This window comes from Planktothrix agardhii (assembly GCF_904830935.1).
Lineage (GTDB): Bacteria > Cyanobacteriota > Cyanobacteriia > Cyanobacteriales > Microcoleaceae > Planktothrix > Planktothrix agardhii.
The window spans coordinates 258,451-273,410 of the sequence record NZ_LR882952.1 but is presented as its reverse complement, the minus strand read 5'-3'; the positions used below and the strand labels follow the sequence as shown (position 1 = coordinate 273,410).

General features: G+C 37.3%; 8 protein-coding genes and 1 rRNA gene. 6 read left to right on the top strand and 3 right to left on the bottom strand.

All coding sequences use genetic code 11. The features are described 5' to 3' along the window. The 4 genes from NMG88_RS01225 to NMG88_RS01210 all read left to right on the top strand — a co-directional run bounded on the left by NMG88_RS01225 (position 1) and on the right by NMG88_RS01210 (position 7,384). A complete protein-coding gene (locus NMG88_RS01225; protein ID WP_026793694.1) occupies positions 1–783 on the top strand; it encodes a TIGR00297 family protein in 783 nt (260 codons plus the stop codon). A gap of 75 nt (positions 784–858) precedes the next feature. Then, a complete protein-coding gene (locus NMG88_RS01220; RefSeq protein WP_026787143.1) occupies positions 859–2,268 on the top strand; it encodes a cobyrinic acid a,c-diamide synthase CobB in 1,410 nt (469 codons plus the stop codon). Between the two features lie 117 nt (positions 2,269–2,385). After that, complete coding sequence (locus NMG88_RS01215) at positions 2,386–6,891, top strand: PAS domain S-box protein (protein ID WP_235750878.1); 4,506 nt, start codon at positions 2,386–2,388, stop codon at positions 6,889–6,891. 130 nt (positions 6,892–7,021) lie between these two features. After that, on the top strand, positions 7,022–7,384 hold the full coding sequence (locus tag NMG88_RS01210) for a response regulator (RefSeq protein WP_042151059.1): 363 nt from the start codon (positions 7,022–7,024) through the stop codon (positions 7,382–7,384). 389 nt (positions 7,385–7,773) lie between these two features. Here NMG88_RS01210 and NMG88_RS01205 read toward each other — a convergent pair whose 3' ends face one another. After that, entirely contained in the window at positions 7,774–10,935 is a 3,162-nt protein-coding gene (locus NMG88_RS01205; protein ID WP_254035030.1) for a valine--tRNA ligase, read from the bottom strand. A 235-nt stretch (positions 10,936–11,170) separates the two neighbouring features. On the opposite strand from NMG88_RS01205, the gene rrf reads away from it, so the two are divergent. Next, a 5S ribosomal RNA gene (gene rrf / locus NMG88_RS01200) occupies positions 11,171–11,287 on the top strand. A 141-nt stretch (positions 11,288–11,428) separates the two neighbouring features. After that, entirely contained in the window at positions 11,429–11,686 is a 258-nt protein-coding gene (locus NMG88_RS01195; RefSeq protein ID WP_235750876.1) for an AAA family ATPase, read from the top strand. 205 nt (positions 11,687–11,891) lie between these two features. On the opposite strand, the gene NMG88_RS01190 is transcribed toward NMG88_RS01195, so the two are convergent. Together NMG88_RS01190 and NMG88_RS01185 are read right to left on the bottom strand one after the other, a co-directional pair. Then, on the bottom strand, positions 11,892–13,313 hold the full coding sequence (locus NMG88_RS01190; protein ID WP_052369318.1) for an MlaD family protein: 1,422 nt from the start codon (positions 13,311–13,313) through the stop codon (positions 11,892–11,894). 57 nt (positions 13,314–13,370) lie between these two features. Beyond that, on the bottom strand, positions 13,371–14,960 hold the full coding sequence (locus NMG88_RS01185; RefSeq protein ID WP_254034513.1) for an Hsp70 family protein: 1,590 nt from the start codon (positions 14,958–14,960) through the stop codon (positions 13,371–13,373).

Below are 14,960 nucleotides of genomic sequence, written 5' to 3'. Positions count from 1 at the left end.
ATGATTTATGAATTAGTGTCGCTTAATCCTTGGTTATTTGCGATCGCTTTAAATACAGTTTTAATTAGTTTAGGGGTGATTGCCGCCAAAAAGTTATTAACCCCCGCCGGATGGATTCATGCTTGGATATTGGGAGTGCTGATTTGGGGATGTTTGGGTTGGCGAGGTTATCTGATTGTGGTATTCTATTTTTTGGTGGGTTCGGGTGTTACCAGAATTGGTAAAGCCGAAAAGGAAGCCTCTGGAATTGCGGAAAAACGCGGGGGAGCCCGGGGGCCCGAAAATGTCTGGGGTTCGGCGTTAACGGGAATGTTATGTGGGTTAGGGGTATTTTCCCTACAATTATTTTTTCCTGATACAGTTGGAATACAATCTTGGATTCCGTTATTATTATTAGGATATGTTGCCAGTTTTAGTACAAAATTATCCGACACCTGTGGTAGTGAAATTGGCAAAGCCTACGGGAAACAGACTTTTTTAATTACTACATTAAAACCTGTGCCTAAAGGTACGGAAGGGGCTGTGAGTTTGGAGGGGACTTTAGCCGGGGTGGTGGCTTCTATTGTGGTTTCTGTGTTAGCTTGGAGTGCGGGTTTAATTGATAGTTGGGGGATTATTTGGAGTGTGATAGCGGCGTTTATTGCTACTAATTTGGAAAGTGTGATTGGGGCAACCTTACAGACAAAATGGACATGGTTAACTAATGAAATTGTGAATTTTATTAATACATTAATTGGGGCAATTACGGCGATCTTTTTCGCTTATCTTTGGCGATTTTTATAATCAGCTTTAGGGGTAAAAATCAGACTCGCCCCAAAACCCTGTTTCTATGACCTTATTAACTCAAATTGTTAGATTATGACGCTGATTGTTGCTGGAGAAAGGAGTGGAGTTGGTAAAACAACTATTACACTAGCTATTTTATCCTATTTAAAAAAACACAATTCTAATATCCAATCTTTTAAGGTTGGCCCCGATTATATTGATCCCATGTTTCATCACTATGTTACGGGTAAACCTTGTTATAATTTAGATTCGATTTTAACTTCAGAATCCTATATTAAAGCCTGTTATAATCAACATATTCAGACCTGTGATTATGGTTTAATTGAAGGAGTTATGGGTCTGTTTGATGGGATTCCTAATGGGGAAAAAGTTCCGATTGCTTCCACGGCTCAAATTGCTTTGATTCTTGATTTACCTGTAATTTTAGTCTTAGATTGTAGTCGATTATCGGGTTCTATTGCTGCGATCGCCCTAGGGTTTAAAAACTTTAATCCTGATATAAAATTGGAGGGTTTAGTTTTAAATAAAGTGGGAAGTGATCGCCATTTAGAACTATTAAAAGCCTTCTTAGAACCTGTGAATATTCCGATTATTGGAATAATTAAAAGACAGGAAAATATTGTGATTCCCGATCGCCATTTGGGGTTAATTCCCACGAATGAACTGCCGCAGATGGATTTATTCATTCAAGAGTTAGCTGAATTAGCCCAAACTTGGTTTGATTGGGAAAAATTATTACCCTTATTAAAAAATACTCTAATTTCTGATCTGAGTAATTCAGTTAAGCGGGAAAATTCTATCCCTACCTTACGGTTTGAACATAACTATCAACCGATTAGAATTGCGATCGCCAAAGATGCGGCATTTAATTTTTATTATGCCGATAATTTAGAGATTTTACAACAGTTGGGTGCAGAATTAATCGAATGGAGTCCTTTAAAGGATGAGCAACTTCCGACCGATATTAAAGGATTATATTTTGGCGGAGGTTTTCCCGAAGTATTTGCTCAAGAATTAAGTCAAAATCAGTTAATTTTAAACGCAGTTAAAACGGCTATTTTATCAGGGATACCGACTTATGCAGAATGTGGGGGGTTAATGTATTTGTGTGAAAAGATTATTGACTTTGAAAATAATGCTTGGTCAATGGTGGGAATCTTACCGACCACTGCGGTTATGGGAAAACGCTTAAAATTAGGGTATTATCAAGCAAAGGTTTTAAAAAATACTCCTTTATTATTAGAGGGAGAAATCATCACCGGACATGAGTTTCATCGGTCTGAACTGATAGAAAATCCGTCTGATCCTTTATATGAAATGCAGCGTTTTATGTCCTCGCAAACCACTGCCCCCGTATTAGAAGGTTGGGGAAATTGTTCTAATGTTCATGGGTCTTATTTACATCTCCATTGGGGAAATAGAATTGATATTCCTACCCGTTTTTTAAAGTCTTGTACACAATTAAGTAGTTACACAAAATAAATTACCTAGTTGAGAGAGGGAACAGCCCCCCAAACCCCCCGTGGGGGGATAGGAGGGGAAGGAACAGGGTGGAGGATGTGTAATTAATTTTGTTTAGGTACTTATAGCGGTGAATTTATGATTTGGTCAGAAAACTTAGAAACTGCGGTGATCCCCGATCCGATAACAGTAACACCCGATACCCCGTTAGATCAGGTGATCGAATTAATTACTCACACCAGAAGCATTTGTTATCCTACCTCACCGGAATTTAACCTCCTAGAAAATGCCAAAACAGAAGGACGGGGAAGTTGTGTAATTATTGTGGATAATAATAGTAATAATAGACCCATTGGTATTGTTACAGAACGAAATATAATTCACTGGATCGCCACAGGAAAAAACACAACCGGGGTTAAGGTCGCAGAGGTAATGAGTCAACCTGTTGTGACGCTTCAATATTTAGAACCGCAGGATATTTTCTCTGTCATCGAGCAGTTTCACCGGAATTCCATTCGTCATATCCCGGTAGTTAATCAAGATAAACTGGTGGGATTAATCACCTATGATACGATTATAAGTTCTATAGAACCAGCAAATTTGTTGCGGTTCAGAAAAGTTTTTGAAGTGATGAATCTCCAGGTGATTTGTGCGACTCCTCAAACTCCTTTATTAAATATAGCACAACTGATGTCAAAGCATCATATTAGTTGTGTAGTGATTGTTGAGGAAACCCCACAACCCATTCCGCTTGGAATCATCACAGAACGAGATTTAGTCCAGTTTAAAACGTTAAAACTCGATTTTAATTATACTCCATCGGCAAAGGTTATGAGTTCACCCCTGTTAACATTGCGTGGTGAAGATACTTTGAATATTGCCTATGAAACAATAGAATCCCATCACATTGGTCGCTTAATTGTGACTGGAAATCAGGGGGAATTAGTGGGACTGGTGACCCGAACTAATATTTTACAAGTGTTACAGCCCTTAGAAGTTTATAATGTTATTGAAGTCTTACATAAACAAGTTAAATACTTACAAGATGAAATAATTGAACTGCTAGAAGACCGTAACCTTAACTTGGAAAAACAAGTCCAAGAAAGCAATGAAAAATTGTATTATCGAGAAAAAGAGTTTCAAGTTATTGTTGAAACCAATCCTGATATTATATTTAGAATTGATTTAGATTATCGGTATCTCTATGTTAATACTGCAATTCAAAAATTTATCCAAGTTCCCCCTCAAGATTTAATCGGTAAATCTTTAGAGGATGTAGGATATGATCAAGAGCTAGTCAATCTTTGGAAAACCGTGTTTCAAAAGGGAATAGAAACAGAGAAAGAGCAACTGATTGAATATCCCTTTCCCACAATGTCAAGTTCAAACTGGTATGAAACTCGACTGGTTCCTGAATATACACCCGATGGCATTTTAATATCTTTTTTGGGAATTTCTAGGGATATTACTCCCCAAAAACAGTTAGAAGAAAAACTGCATCAGCAAGTCAAATTAGAAAAAATATTATATAGACGAACAGAAAAAAAATTACATGATCAAAATCAGAAATTAGAGTTATTGGCTGATATTACCCTCAATATTCGTCAATCTTTGCAACTAGGAGATATTTTGCAAGCCGCCGTGACAGAAATTCGCCAGATTTTAGATTGCGATCGCGTATTAATCTATCGAATTTTCCCCAACGGATCGGGAAAAACAATTACAGAATCAGTTATTTTTCCTGACTTATCAATACTTGATCAATATTTTACCGACGAAACTTTTTCAAGTGAGTGTGAACGCTTTTATGAACAAAGAAAAGTGAAAGTGATTGATAATATCGAAGCAGCTTATCCATCGGACAGACCTGAAAGTTTGTGTATGAGAGCATTAATGCAGCAGTTACAGGTGAAATCAAAATTAATTATTCCGATTTTTCAAAATCAGCAACTCTGGGGATTAATGTTAGCGCATCAATGCTTTGCACCCCATAAATGGACAGAGTTTGAAATTGAGATCATGCAGCAAATTTCCGATCAAGTGGGAATTGCGCTTGCTCAAGCTCAATTATTAATAGATTTACAAGCAAGTCAAGAACAGTTGCAGGATTTATTTGAAAATGCCAGTGATTTAATTCAACTAATTTCCTCTGAAGATGGACATTTTATTTATGTAAATCGAGCTTGGAAAGAAACCTTAAAATATAGCGATGAAGATATTAAAAATTTATCAGTTTTTGATATAATTGATTTTAACCAGACTCCTAAATGGCGTCAAATTTTTGAACAGTTAAAAAATGGAACTATTACCAAACAGAATTTAATTGAAACAAGATTTTTAACAAAAACCGGAGAAATTGTGATTTTAGAAGGCAGTGCTAACTGTCAAATTAAGGATGGTAAACCAACGGTTATTCAATCATTTTTCCACGATGTCACCGCTAAAAAACAGGCAGAAGAACAGCTACAAAAAGCTCTCAAAGAATTAACTTATCATAAATTAGCCCTCGATGAAATGGCAATCGTCGTAATTACAGATGCTAACGGGTTGATCACTTATGTTAATGATAAATTCTGTCAACTCTTTCAATATTCTCCTGAAGAATCTTTAGGCAAAACCCATAATTTAATTAATTCTGGCTATCATCCTTCGAGTTTATTTCAACAACTTTGGTTAACCATTTCTCAAGGCAAAGTTTGGCAGGGAGAAATCAGAAATCAAGCTAAAAATGGAGACTATTATTGGGTAGATAGTACGATTGTTCCCTTTGTCAATCAGGAGGATAAACCGTTCCAATATTTATCAATTATGTTAGATATTACAGAGCGCAAATTAGCAGAAGCTAAACTTTTAGAATTAAATCAGTTTCAACAAGCGATTTTAGATGGGGCAAATTACGCGATTATTTCTACAGATATGAATGGCATTATTCAAGTTTGGAACCGGGAGGCAGAAAATTTACTCGGTTATCAAGCTGAAGAAGTTATCGGTAAAAAAACTCCAGCTATCATTCACAATTCTCAAGAAATTATAGAACGTTCCTATAGTTTATCCTTAGAACTAGGAACAGAAATTGAACCCGGATTTGAAGTATTTGTTGCTAAATCTCGTCTCGGACAAAAAGAAGAACGAGAATGGATTTATGTTCATAAAGACGGCACACATTTTCCAGTCTTACTGTCTATTTCTAGCTTACGAGATCAAATGGGAAATATTAGCGGATTTTTAGGTATTGCTCAAGATTTAAGAGAACACAAACGCACAGAAGCCGAAATAAAAGTCGCTCAAGAACGGTTTCATTTAGCCATTCAAGCCGCCCAAGATGGATTTTGGGATTGGGATTTTGTCACAGGTAATTTTTATTTATCGCCCCGTTGGAAAGAGATGATAGGCTATAATAATGACGAATTACCGAATCAATTATCCTCCTGGGAGCAAGTCATTTTTGCCGAGGATAAAATTGAGGCGATAAAATTAATTGAAAACTATAACCAAGGTCGAATTGATCGGTTTCAAGCGGTTCAACGTTTTCATCATAAAAATGGCTCCACCGTCTATATTTTATCCAGAGCAATTCATCTTAAAGATGACCAGGGAAATGTCATCCGCATGGTGGGAGCCCATACGGATATTACAGAACTTCAAAAAGCTCAAGAAGTCTTAAAACAACAGTTAGCCGCCATTGAAGCCGCCATTGATGGCATTGCTATTTTAAAAGATGGACAATACATTTATTTGAATCAAGCTCATCTTGAACTCTTTGGTTATACTTATCCTGAAGAATTATTAGGAAAAAGTTGGACGGCACTGTATAAACCCGAACAACTAGACTATTTTCAACAGCATACTTTTCCGATTTTATCCGAACAACGTCATTGGCAAGGAAAAGCCACTGCTCAACGCAAAGATGGCAGTATTTTTACAGAAGAAGTCTCACTAACTTTAACCGATGATGATTTATTAATTTGTGTCTGTCGAGATGTTACGGAGCGCTTAAAAGCGGAAGAAAAAATTAAAGCCTCACTCCTAGAAAAAGAAGTTTTATTGCGAGAAATTCACCATCGAGTTAAAAATAATCTCTATGTAATTTCTAATTTATTAGATTTACAAGCAGATACCTTGGAACAGGAGGAACAACGCAATTTATTTGCCGAAAGTCAAAATCGAATTCAAACAATGGCACTAATTCACGAACAGCTTTATCAATCAAATGATTTATCACAGGTGAATTTTGCCAATTATATTCAAAATCTTGTGGAAAAATTATCGTTATCCTATCAAACAAAACACTGTCAGGTTGAAATCATTCTCGATGTTCAACCCGTCACATTAAGTTTAGAAAGTGCGATTCCCTGTGGACTTTTAATTAATGAGTTAGTCACAAATTCTTTTAAATATGCTTTTCCAAATTCTCAATATGGAGCCATTAAAATCGAGTTAAAACTTGAGCAAAAAGAACAGATTTTTCTGAAAATCAGTGATAATGGTATAGGGATTCCCAATGACTTTGATTGGGAAGATACTCCATCCTTGGGATTAAGATTAGTTAGTATTTTAGCAGATCAATTAGAGGCATCCCTTGAAGTTGATTGTAGCAATGGTACAAGTTTTACCCTCACTTTTCAAGAACAAAGCTATAATTAATTTATGAATATATGGCAGTCTTCAAAACAGTTAGGACATAAACAGATTCTGAAACCTAGATGGTGAAATCTTGTTTTTCCTGTTCCGGTGTTCCCAGCCATAATTTTAACAATCAGAGGGTTTTAACCAAATGACAGCTACTATTTTAATTGTAGAAGATGAGTTAATTGCCGCTGAAAGTATCGCCAGAAGTTTGAAAAAACAAGGGTATACAGTTATTTCTCGGATTAATTCTGGAGAAAAAGCCTTAGAACAGGTTGCGAAAAATCCCCCGGATTTAATTTTAATGGATATTCATTTACGCGGGGAATTAGATGGTATTGAAACAGCTAAACGCATTCGAGAACATCATCAAATTCCGATTATTTATATTACGGCTTATTCTGATAATTCAATGATTGAACGCAGCCAAGAAACTAATCCTTCTGGATATTTAATTAAACCATTTAAAGCTCAAGAGGTGATTAAAGCTGTTCAAAAAGCCTTGTTATAGCAGGGAACACCGGAACAGCCCCCGCCCGTGCACGGGGGGATTGGGGGGGAGGGAACAGGAGGGAAATACTTCACTGTCTGAGTTCCAATATCGGTCTGGTGTCCTAACTGCCTTGGCCGTTGCTATAATCCCATAAACTAGGAAAATAGCTCTACTTTTTCCAGGGAAGTTTTGTTCCCATTTCTGTTAATGCAGATAGGATTAAATACAGAGTTAAAACAGCAATTCCCAACAAAAATAAACCTAAATCTTGATTCATTCAGTCTATAGCTCTACGCACTCTTAGAACAGGGAACAGACCCCCAAACCCCTCGTGCATGGGGAGCTAGGGGGGGAGGAAACAGCCCTCGATTCCCCCTTTTCTAAGGGGGGTTAGGGGGGTTAAAAAGTTAGTTAAATTGACTTAACCGTTGTTGGAGAATTTCCGCTTGTTTTTGCGCTTCAGCTAAACTATTGCGGGTATTTTCTACAACTTCCGGTTCGGCACGGTTAACAAAATTAGAGTTATTCAAATTACGTTGTAACCCTTGAATTTCTTTTTCAACTTTTGCTAATTTTTTCTGTAATTTCGTTTGAAATGCAGCTAAATCAACCACCCCGGCTAAAGGCATTAATACCTGTACAGTTCCCACGACTCCCGCAATACTTTGTCCTTCATTTCCAGTTAACTTTTCTGTAATAGTTAACGCTTCAACTTTTCCTAACTCTTGAATATAGGTTTGTCCTTGTTTCAAAATTTTTTGTTCCTTGGTGCTTTCGCTTTGCAGAATAGCGTTAACCTTAACCTTGGGTTTAATATCCGCCTCCGCGCGTAAATTTCGGACGGTACGAATTGCCCCAATAATTAACTCAAAATCCACCTCTAGTTTCGGATCAATAATGCTGATAATTTCACTAGATTGCTCTTGATAAATTTCGGAATAAATGTTAGGAATTTCAAGGTTATTATCGGCTTTTGCACTCCCGATAAATTCCGTTTTCAACTCCTCTAAAATCTTCCCAAGTTCCTCCCGTTGGGACGCTTTTAGCAAATATCGATACACAAACCAACCCGAATATCCCATCCCAATTAGTTCAAAAATGGTAGAGACTAAGGGTAACTCGTTAAGGGCATTTAACGCCGCCACAAAACATTTAACCGTTAAAAAAGCAACGAAAAATAGACCCGTCAGAATTAGAGGTTTTTGATATTGTTTAAAGAAACCTCCTAAAACCTCCGGTAATTCAAACAAAATTGTGATGGATTGACCTAAAATTGAATCAGGATCATTAACAAACTTTCCTAACCGTTGCACTTCCAGGTCTAATACATTATCTTCTACCACCACCGGATAGGGTTGCAACGCTAAACAAGATTCTTCTCCCGTTTGCGTTAAACTATGCCAAATTTCTTCGGTAATATGGGGCATAAACGGGTGGAGAAGTTTTAAAATCCCTTCTAAAACATAAGCTAAAGTTTGTTGGGAAACCTGACGAGAGGCGTTATTTTCTCCTTGTAAACGGGGTTTAGCTAATTCAATATACCAATCACAAAAATCTCCCCAAATAAACTCATAAATGCCTTTAGCCGCTTCACCAATACCGTAATTATCCATATCCTCATGGGTTTGTTTTACGGTTTGGTTAAAGCGAGATAGAATCCATTTATCACTCAGTTCTAACTGATTAATATTTGGTTCTCCTAACTGTTTGGGAGATTTTCCGTCTAAATTCATCATCACAAACCGAGACGCATTCCAGAGTTTATTGGCAAAATTTCGAGAGGCTTCAACAGATGCAGATTCGTCGGTTTCTCGGTTATATTCTAAACGAATATCCTGCCCTGCTCCGATGACTTCTTTCATTAAGGTAAACCGCACCGCATCGGTTCCGTATTTATCGATCAGTAATAACGGATCAATACCGTTTCCGGCGGATTTTGACATTTTCTTGCCATTTTCATCCCGAATTAACCCGTGAATATATACGGTTTTGAAGGGCATTTTATCGGTAAAATATGCTCCCATCATCGTCATCCGGGCAACCCAGAAAAAGATAATATCAAAACCTGTTGATAGGGTACTGGTAGGATAATATTTGCTTAAATCTAAAGTTTCTTCCGGCCATCCCAAGGTAGAAAACGGCCATAAACCGGAGGAAAACCAAGTATCTAAAACATCAGGATCTTGTTCTAAAATAACAGTTTCTCCGAATTTGGCGATCGCTTTTTCCTGGGCTTCTGTTTCCGTTCTAGCTACTACAAACGGCGTATTATCGCTAATTTTACCGCCCGTTTCACTAACCGCATACCAAGCCGGAATTTGATGCCCCCACCACAATTGTCGAGAAATACACCAATCATCTAATTTAACTAGCCAATCTCGATAAACCTTAGTCCAACGGTCAGGAACAAAGACAGGAGAATCCTGTTGATCTAAACAATTTAACGCCTTATCTGCCAGGGGACGAATTTTAACAAACCATTGAGTTGATAATAGCGGTTCTACCGGAACTTTACCGCGATCGCTATAGGGAACCGTATGTTTATAGTCCTCAATTTTAACTAAAAATCCCTTATCTTTCAGGAATTGAATCAGATTTTTTCGGGCGACAAATCTATCCTGTCCGGCAAATGGCCCCGCGTTTTCATTTAACGAACCATCCTGATTCATAATATTAATCATCGGCAGTTGATGCCGTTGACCCATTTGAAAATCATTCGGATCATGGGCCGGAGTTACCTTAACACAACCCGTACCAAAATTCGGGTCAACAAAATCATCCCCAATAATCGGAATTTCCCGTTTAATAATCGGTAAAATTACTGTTTTCCCAATTAAATCTTTATAGCGAATATCATTAGGATTCACCGCTACCGCCGTATCCCCCAACATCGTTTCCGGTCGGGTGGTTGCTACTTCTACATAACCACTACCATCGGTTAAAGGATAGCGAAAATGCCACAAATTCCCATCAACTTCTTTATTTTCTACTTCTAAATCCGATACCGCCGATTGACTAGCCGGACACCAATTAACTAAATATTTTCCCCGATAAATTAACCCATCTTCATATAATCTAATAAAGGCTTCTAATACCGCTTTTGATAACCCTTCATCTAGGGTAAATCGTTCCCGTGTCCAGTCACAAGAAACCCCCAAACGTCGCAACTGATTAACAATTGTTCCGCCAGATTCTTGTTTCCATTCCCAAGCTCGTTGTAAAAATTTTTCTCGCCCTAAATCGTCGCGAGTTTTCCCTTCTGCTTTCAGTTGTCGTTCTAAAATCGTTTGGACTGCAATACTGGCGTGATCCATCCCCGGCAAATACAGCGCGTTATAACCCTTCATCCGATGATACCGAATCAGAGCATCAATTAGGGAATTATTAACAGCATGACCGATATGGAGATTTCCCGTCACGTTGGGGGGGGGAATCATAATACAATAGGGTTCTCCGGGTTGGTTGGGGTCAGCTTTAAACACCTGATGAGCTTCCCAATACTGTTGCCATTTGGCCTCGGTACTAAAGGGTTCGTATTTCGTGGCTTGGGTTGGGGTCGTTGCAGTCATGTTTCGACAAGTTGGGCAATTTTAGACAATCTTTTCTATTCTGCCATATTTGGGGTTGAGGGCTGCCCCCTAATCCTAGAAACGCTGAACAGTATAGGTTTTAGCGATATCAAAAAAAAGTTTTAAAAAGGGGTTGACATTCCCAGAAAAAGCGAGTAGATTAGTAAGTTGTGAGAGGCAAGCAAAACACAAACGGCTGCAAACCTCAAACCCAGGTAAAAGTTTGTAGAGCTTTCCTGGTGCCTATGGCTCAGTGGAACCACTCCGATCCATCTCGAACTCGGAAGTGAAACGCTGATACGGCGAAGATACTTGGAGGGTAGCCTCCTGGGAAAATAGCTCGGTGCCAGGTTAATAATCAAAAACCCCCTTCCAGTGATAAATCGGAAGGGTGTTTTTGTTTGTATAATAGTTTCTGCATAGATGATCGCCAATATTACTTGCAACAATGCACATAGGTTGGGTACTTTGAAAAATAACAAACTTTTAAGTTATGAAGATTATTTCACTTCGACTAAAAAATAATTTTTTGGGTTGGGATTTTGATGAAATCAAATTTTCCTCAAATTTAACCCTTTTTGTAGGCGTATCAGGTGCAGGAAAAACCCAAATCTTGCGTGCAATTATTGATTTAAGACGTATTGCAAATGGACAAGCTATAAATGGGTTGGAATGGAAAATCATATTTTCTACTGTAAAAGGAACCCTGGTCTTCGCCTTAGAATACATGAAAAACCTTTATACTCTCTGAAAGGTAAATACAAAACTTTAGAGAGTATAGTCAATAGTGAGGAAGATATTAGAACTAAACTATATCTGACTTATGAAAATCAGCTAGATATTTTTGATCAAATTAGAGAAAGATTTATTGATGTTTTTCCACAAATCGAAGATATAAAAGTTGAACCGCTTAAAACACTAGATAATAAAATGTTTTCCTTAAGTTAAGCTATTTCCTATTCTTGATTAAATTGGGGTGGAAAAACAAATTTTTGATTTTGATCAATAGAATAATCTGTAGCAGAATTCATCAGTTGATTTACCCTTTCATTCGCTTCAAAACCAGGCTGTTTTAGGGTTGAAGATTGATTAATAGTTGAGAGTGTAACCTGAGTTTTTTTAACGGCTTCTGCGAGAGGTTCTAATTTTTCCGACATTGATTTTTGTCTTTCTAAACTTTGAGTTGAGTTAAATAATCTCCCCAAACCATTAATTAAGTTTTTCAGGTTATTTTGTAATTGTTCATCCCCGGTTACTTGGTTAACATCTTCACTAATTTTTTGAATAGTTTGTAGTGTATTTCTGGTTGAATTTAAAGTTTGTTGAATGAGGATTAAATTTTCAGGGTCACTGACTCCCTTTGATAAATCTCTGAGGTTAGCTGATGTGGCTTCTGCATTAGCTGAGGCGGCTTCCAAATTTTTAATAATATTAGCCTGTTCTAATTGAGTCATGATCGGGGTTAGACTTCCGACTAAAACACTGAGTTCCTTGGTGGTTTGATTAATATTTTCTAAAGTAGAAATTAAACTAGATCGATTATTCGCTAATAATCCACTAAATTGATTACTAAGAGCGCTAACTTGATTCGCCGCCTGACTGATAGAATTGGCAGAATTAACAGTAGCTTTAGTGACTTCTTCTGTATCTCTTTGAACACCAGTTGAAAGATTGGTTATTTCTGAAGTCAAAGCATTAACTCCTTGACTAACTGATTGATTTAAACCAATGATTCCAGTATCTACAGACCCATTTAATTGCCTAATTTCTGACTCAGTAGTGGCTAAAAAATCCGATATTTTCCCACTTAAATTGATGGCTTCTTGTGCGGCACTAGAACTGGTTTTGGCGGCGGCATTTAGGTTAGCAAATAACTCTGGATTTCCATAGATTTCTGCAAATTGATATAAACTGCCAATTAGTTTCATAATATCAATTCCTAGCTCTCCAGGAATGCGAGTATTATTACAAAGAATAGTTTCAGGACAATCGGGACTAAGCGGATCTGCATCTGCGAAGTTTTGAGAAAATTTTTCCTTGGGAATAATATCAATATATCCTTCATTTAATAAACCAATTTGGTTAGATTGAATGATCACATTGCGAGGAATAATAAAACTACTCGGTGTAATTTCTAAAATGGCATCAACAGCATTTAAGGATGCTTTAAGTTGAACCAATCGACCCACTTTAACCCCTCGATATCTGACAACTGTTCCGATTTGTAATGCAGACGCATCAGAAAATTCTGCAATAATTGTGTAACTACGACTTCCTAAACTAATATTTTTCAGCCATAAAACTACGGCTCCGAGTAAACCCAATCCCAACAAAATTAATAAACCCACAGAACCTTCCCGAATAGCTCGCGATCGCATAGTTTTCTCTCTCACAATTAGGGTAAACTTTTAACATCATAAATCTGGTATTTCCCTCTAACTTAACTGGACAACAATTTGATTTTCTAAAAGCAGTTTATCGGTTAATAAGTCTTCAACCGTAATTCTTAAAAATCGTTTTTCATCTACTTGAAATAAGACTTTAATCCGATCACTTCCTGGGTTTCCTAGAGGGGCTAATTGAGCAATGGTGCGACCGCCTGGGGTATCATTTAAAGATTGAACAATTTGGCTTTGATCTAAACGACGAGTGACCAAACGATCGCCATCAAAATAAACCTCTGTTCCTCCGGTTTTATCCCCCAATTCTCCTAAAATCAATTCAATACTGGGTTGATTTTCCAAAGATGCACCCAACATTAATTCTATGGGTGTCGTCATCGGATAGGGTTGACCTGATCTTATAATTGAATGCCAACTATGGCAATTATCCCGACGATTCCAATAGCGAACCCCATAACTATGATATAAAAAATCTTCTATTTTTGTCCCTTGATTTAGTTGTAAAGCACCATGGGAAATCGCCTCAAAAGGTTTTTTACGGCGAATTTTATCATTCTCAAAATATTGCTGAATCCAAGTTTGTACCGATGGAATTTGAGCACTTCCTCCCACTAATAAAACAGCATTGATATCAGAAACTTCAATTCCTTGACGGCGAGCTTGTTGGAAAACTTTACCAATAGAATCATCTAAGGTTTCAAAAAAACTAGCATTAGTAAGAATAGTTTCAAACTGGTTCCGCGTTAAGGTTAATTCATAACTATCTAAGGTTTGGTCATCAAAATAAACTTCTGTCGCTTGAGTTTGTAAAGATAATTGAATTTTTAAACGTTCAGCTAAACGATTAGTTAGGCTATTTTTGGGTAAACCTTGGGTTTTAGTAAAGTAATCTAATAACCAATTATCAATATCAGAACCCCCTAAATTTTGCCCCGCTTTCGCTAAAACTCTAGCAGTTTGTACCCGTTGTCCTGATGATTCTGTAAAGGATTTTTGCCCCCATTTTAAAATAAAACCTAACGGTTTTTTATTGTTATTTGCTTCTAAACGAACTAGGGAGAGATCTAACGTTCCTCCACCTAAATCAATTACCAGCAAAAGCTCTTGATCTGCTAATCCATAACCTAAAGCAGCCGCCGTGGGTTCATCTAACAGTTTTACCTGTTCTACATCAAGAGATTCAGATACTTTTCCAAGCCAATAACGATAGGATTCAAAGCTGTCAACTGGAACGGTAAATACCAAAGAATCAACCTCCATAGGTATTTGACGAATAGCATTCACAATTCCTCTTAAAAACAATTCTCCCACTCGTTCAAAGCTAATAATTTGACCATCAATTTCGGGTAAAAATCCCTGAATATTACTCCCAATTCCCCGTTTAAAATTCTTGAAAAAACGAGGATTATTACTAATATCATATCCTCCATCTCGTACTTGTTGACCCAATAAAATATCCGGTTGACTCGCATCTTTTAAATAAACTAAACTCGGAATTAGGGGAGGATTTTGGCTGGAAATTTGAGATAAATTAGGCAGTTTTAAGGTTTCGGGTTTTTGTGTCGCCGAATTCCAACGGGAAATCACTGTATTACTGGTTCCAAAATCAATCGAAATAGTCAT

What these genes read in the sequence shown, in the direction of transcription:
- NMG88_RS01220 (WP_026787143.1), top strand. Translation starts at nt 859, where the DNA reads ATGACGCTGATTGTTGCTGGAGAAAGGAGTGGAGTTGGTAAAACAACT.
- NMG88_RS01215 (WP_235750878.1), top strand. Translation starts at nt 2,386, where the DNA reads ATGATTTGGTCAGAAAACTTAGAAACTGCGGTGATCCCCGATCCGATA.
- NMG88_RS01210 (WP_042151059.1), top strand. Translation starts at nt 7,022, where the DNA reads ATGACAGCTACTATTTTAATTGTAGAAGATGAGTTAATTGCCGCTGAA.
- NMG88_RS01205 (WP_254035030.1), bottom strand. Translation starts at nt 10,935, where the DNA reads ATGACTGCAACGACCCCAACCCAAGCCACGAAATACGAACCCTTTAGT.
- NMG88_RS01185 (WP_254034513.1), bottom strand. Translation starts at nt 14,960, where the DNA reads ATGACTATTTCGATTGATTTTGGAACCAGTAATACAGTGATTTCCCGT.
- NMG88_RS01225 (WP_026793694.1), top strand. Translation starts at nt 1, where the DNA reads ATGATTTATGAATTAGTGTCGCTTAATCCTTGGTTATTTGCGATCGCT.
- NMG88_RS01195 (WP_235750876.1), top strand. Translation starts at nt 11,429, where the DNA reads ATGAAGATTATTTCACTTCGACTAAAAAATAATTTTTTGGGTTGGGAT.
- NMG88_RS01190 (WP_052369318.1), bottom strand. Translation starts at nt 13,313, where the DNA reads ATGCGATCGCGAGCTATTCGGGAAGGTTCTGTGGGTTTATTAATTTTG.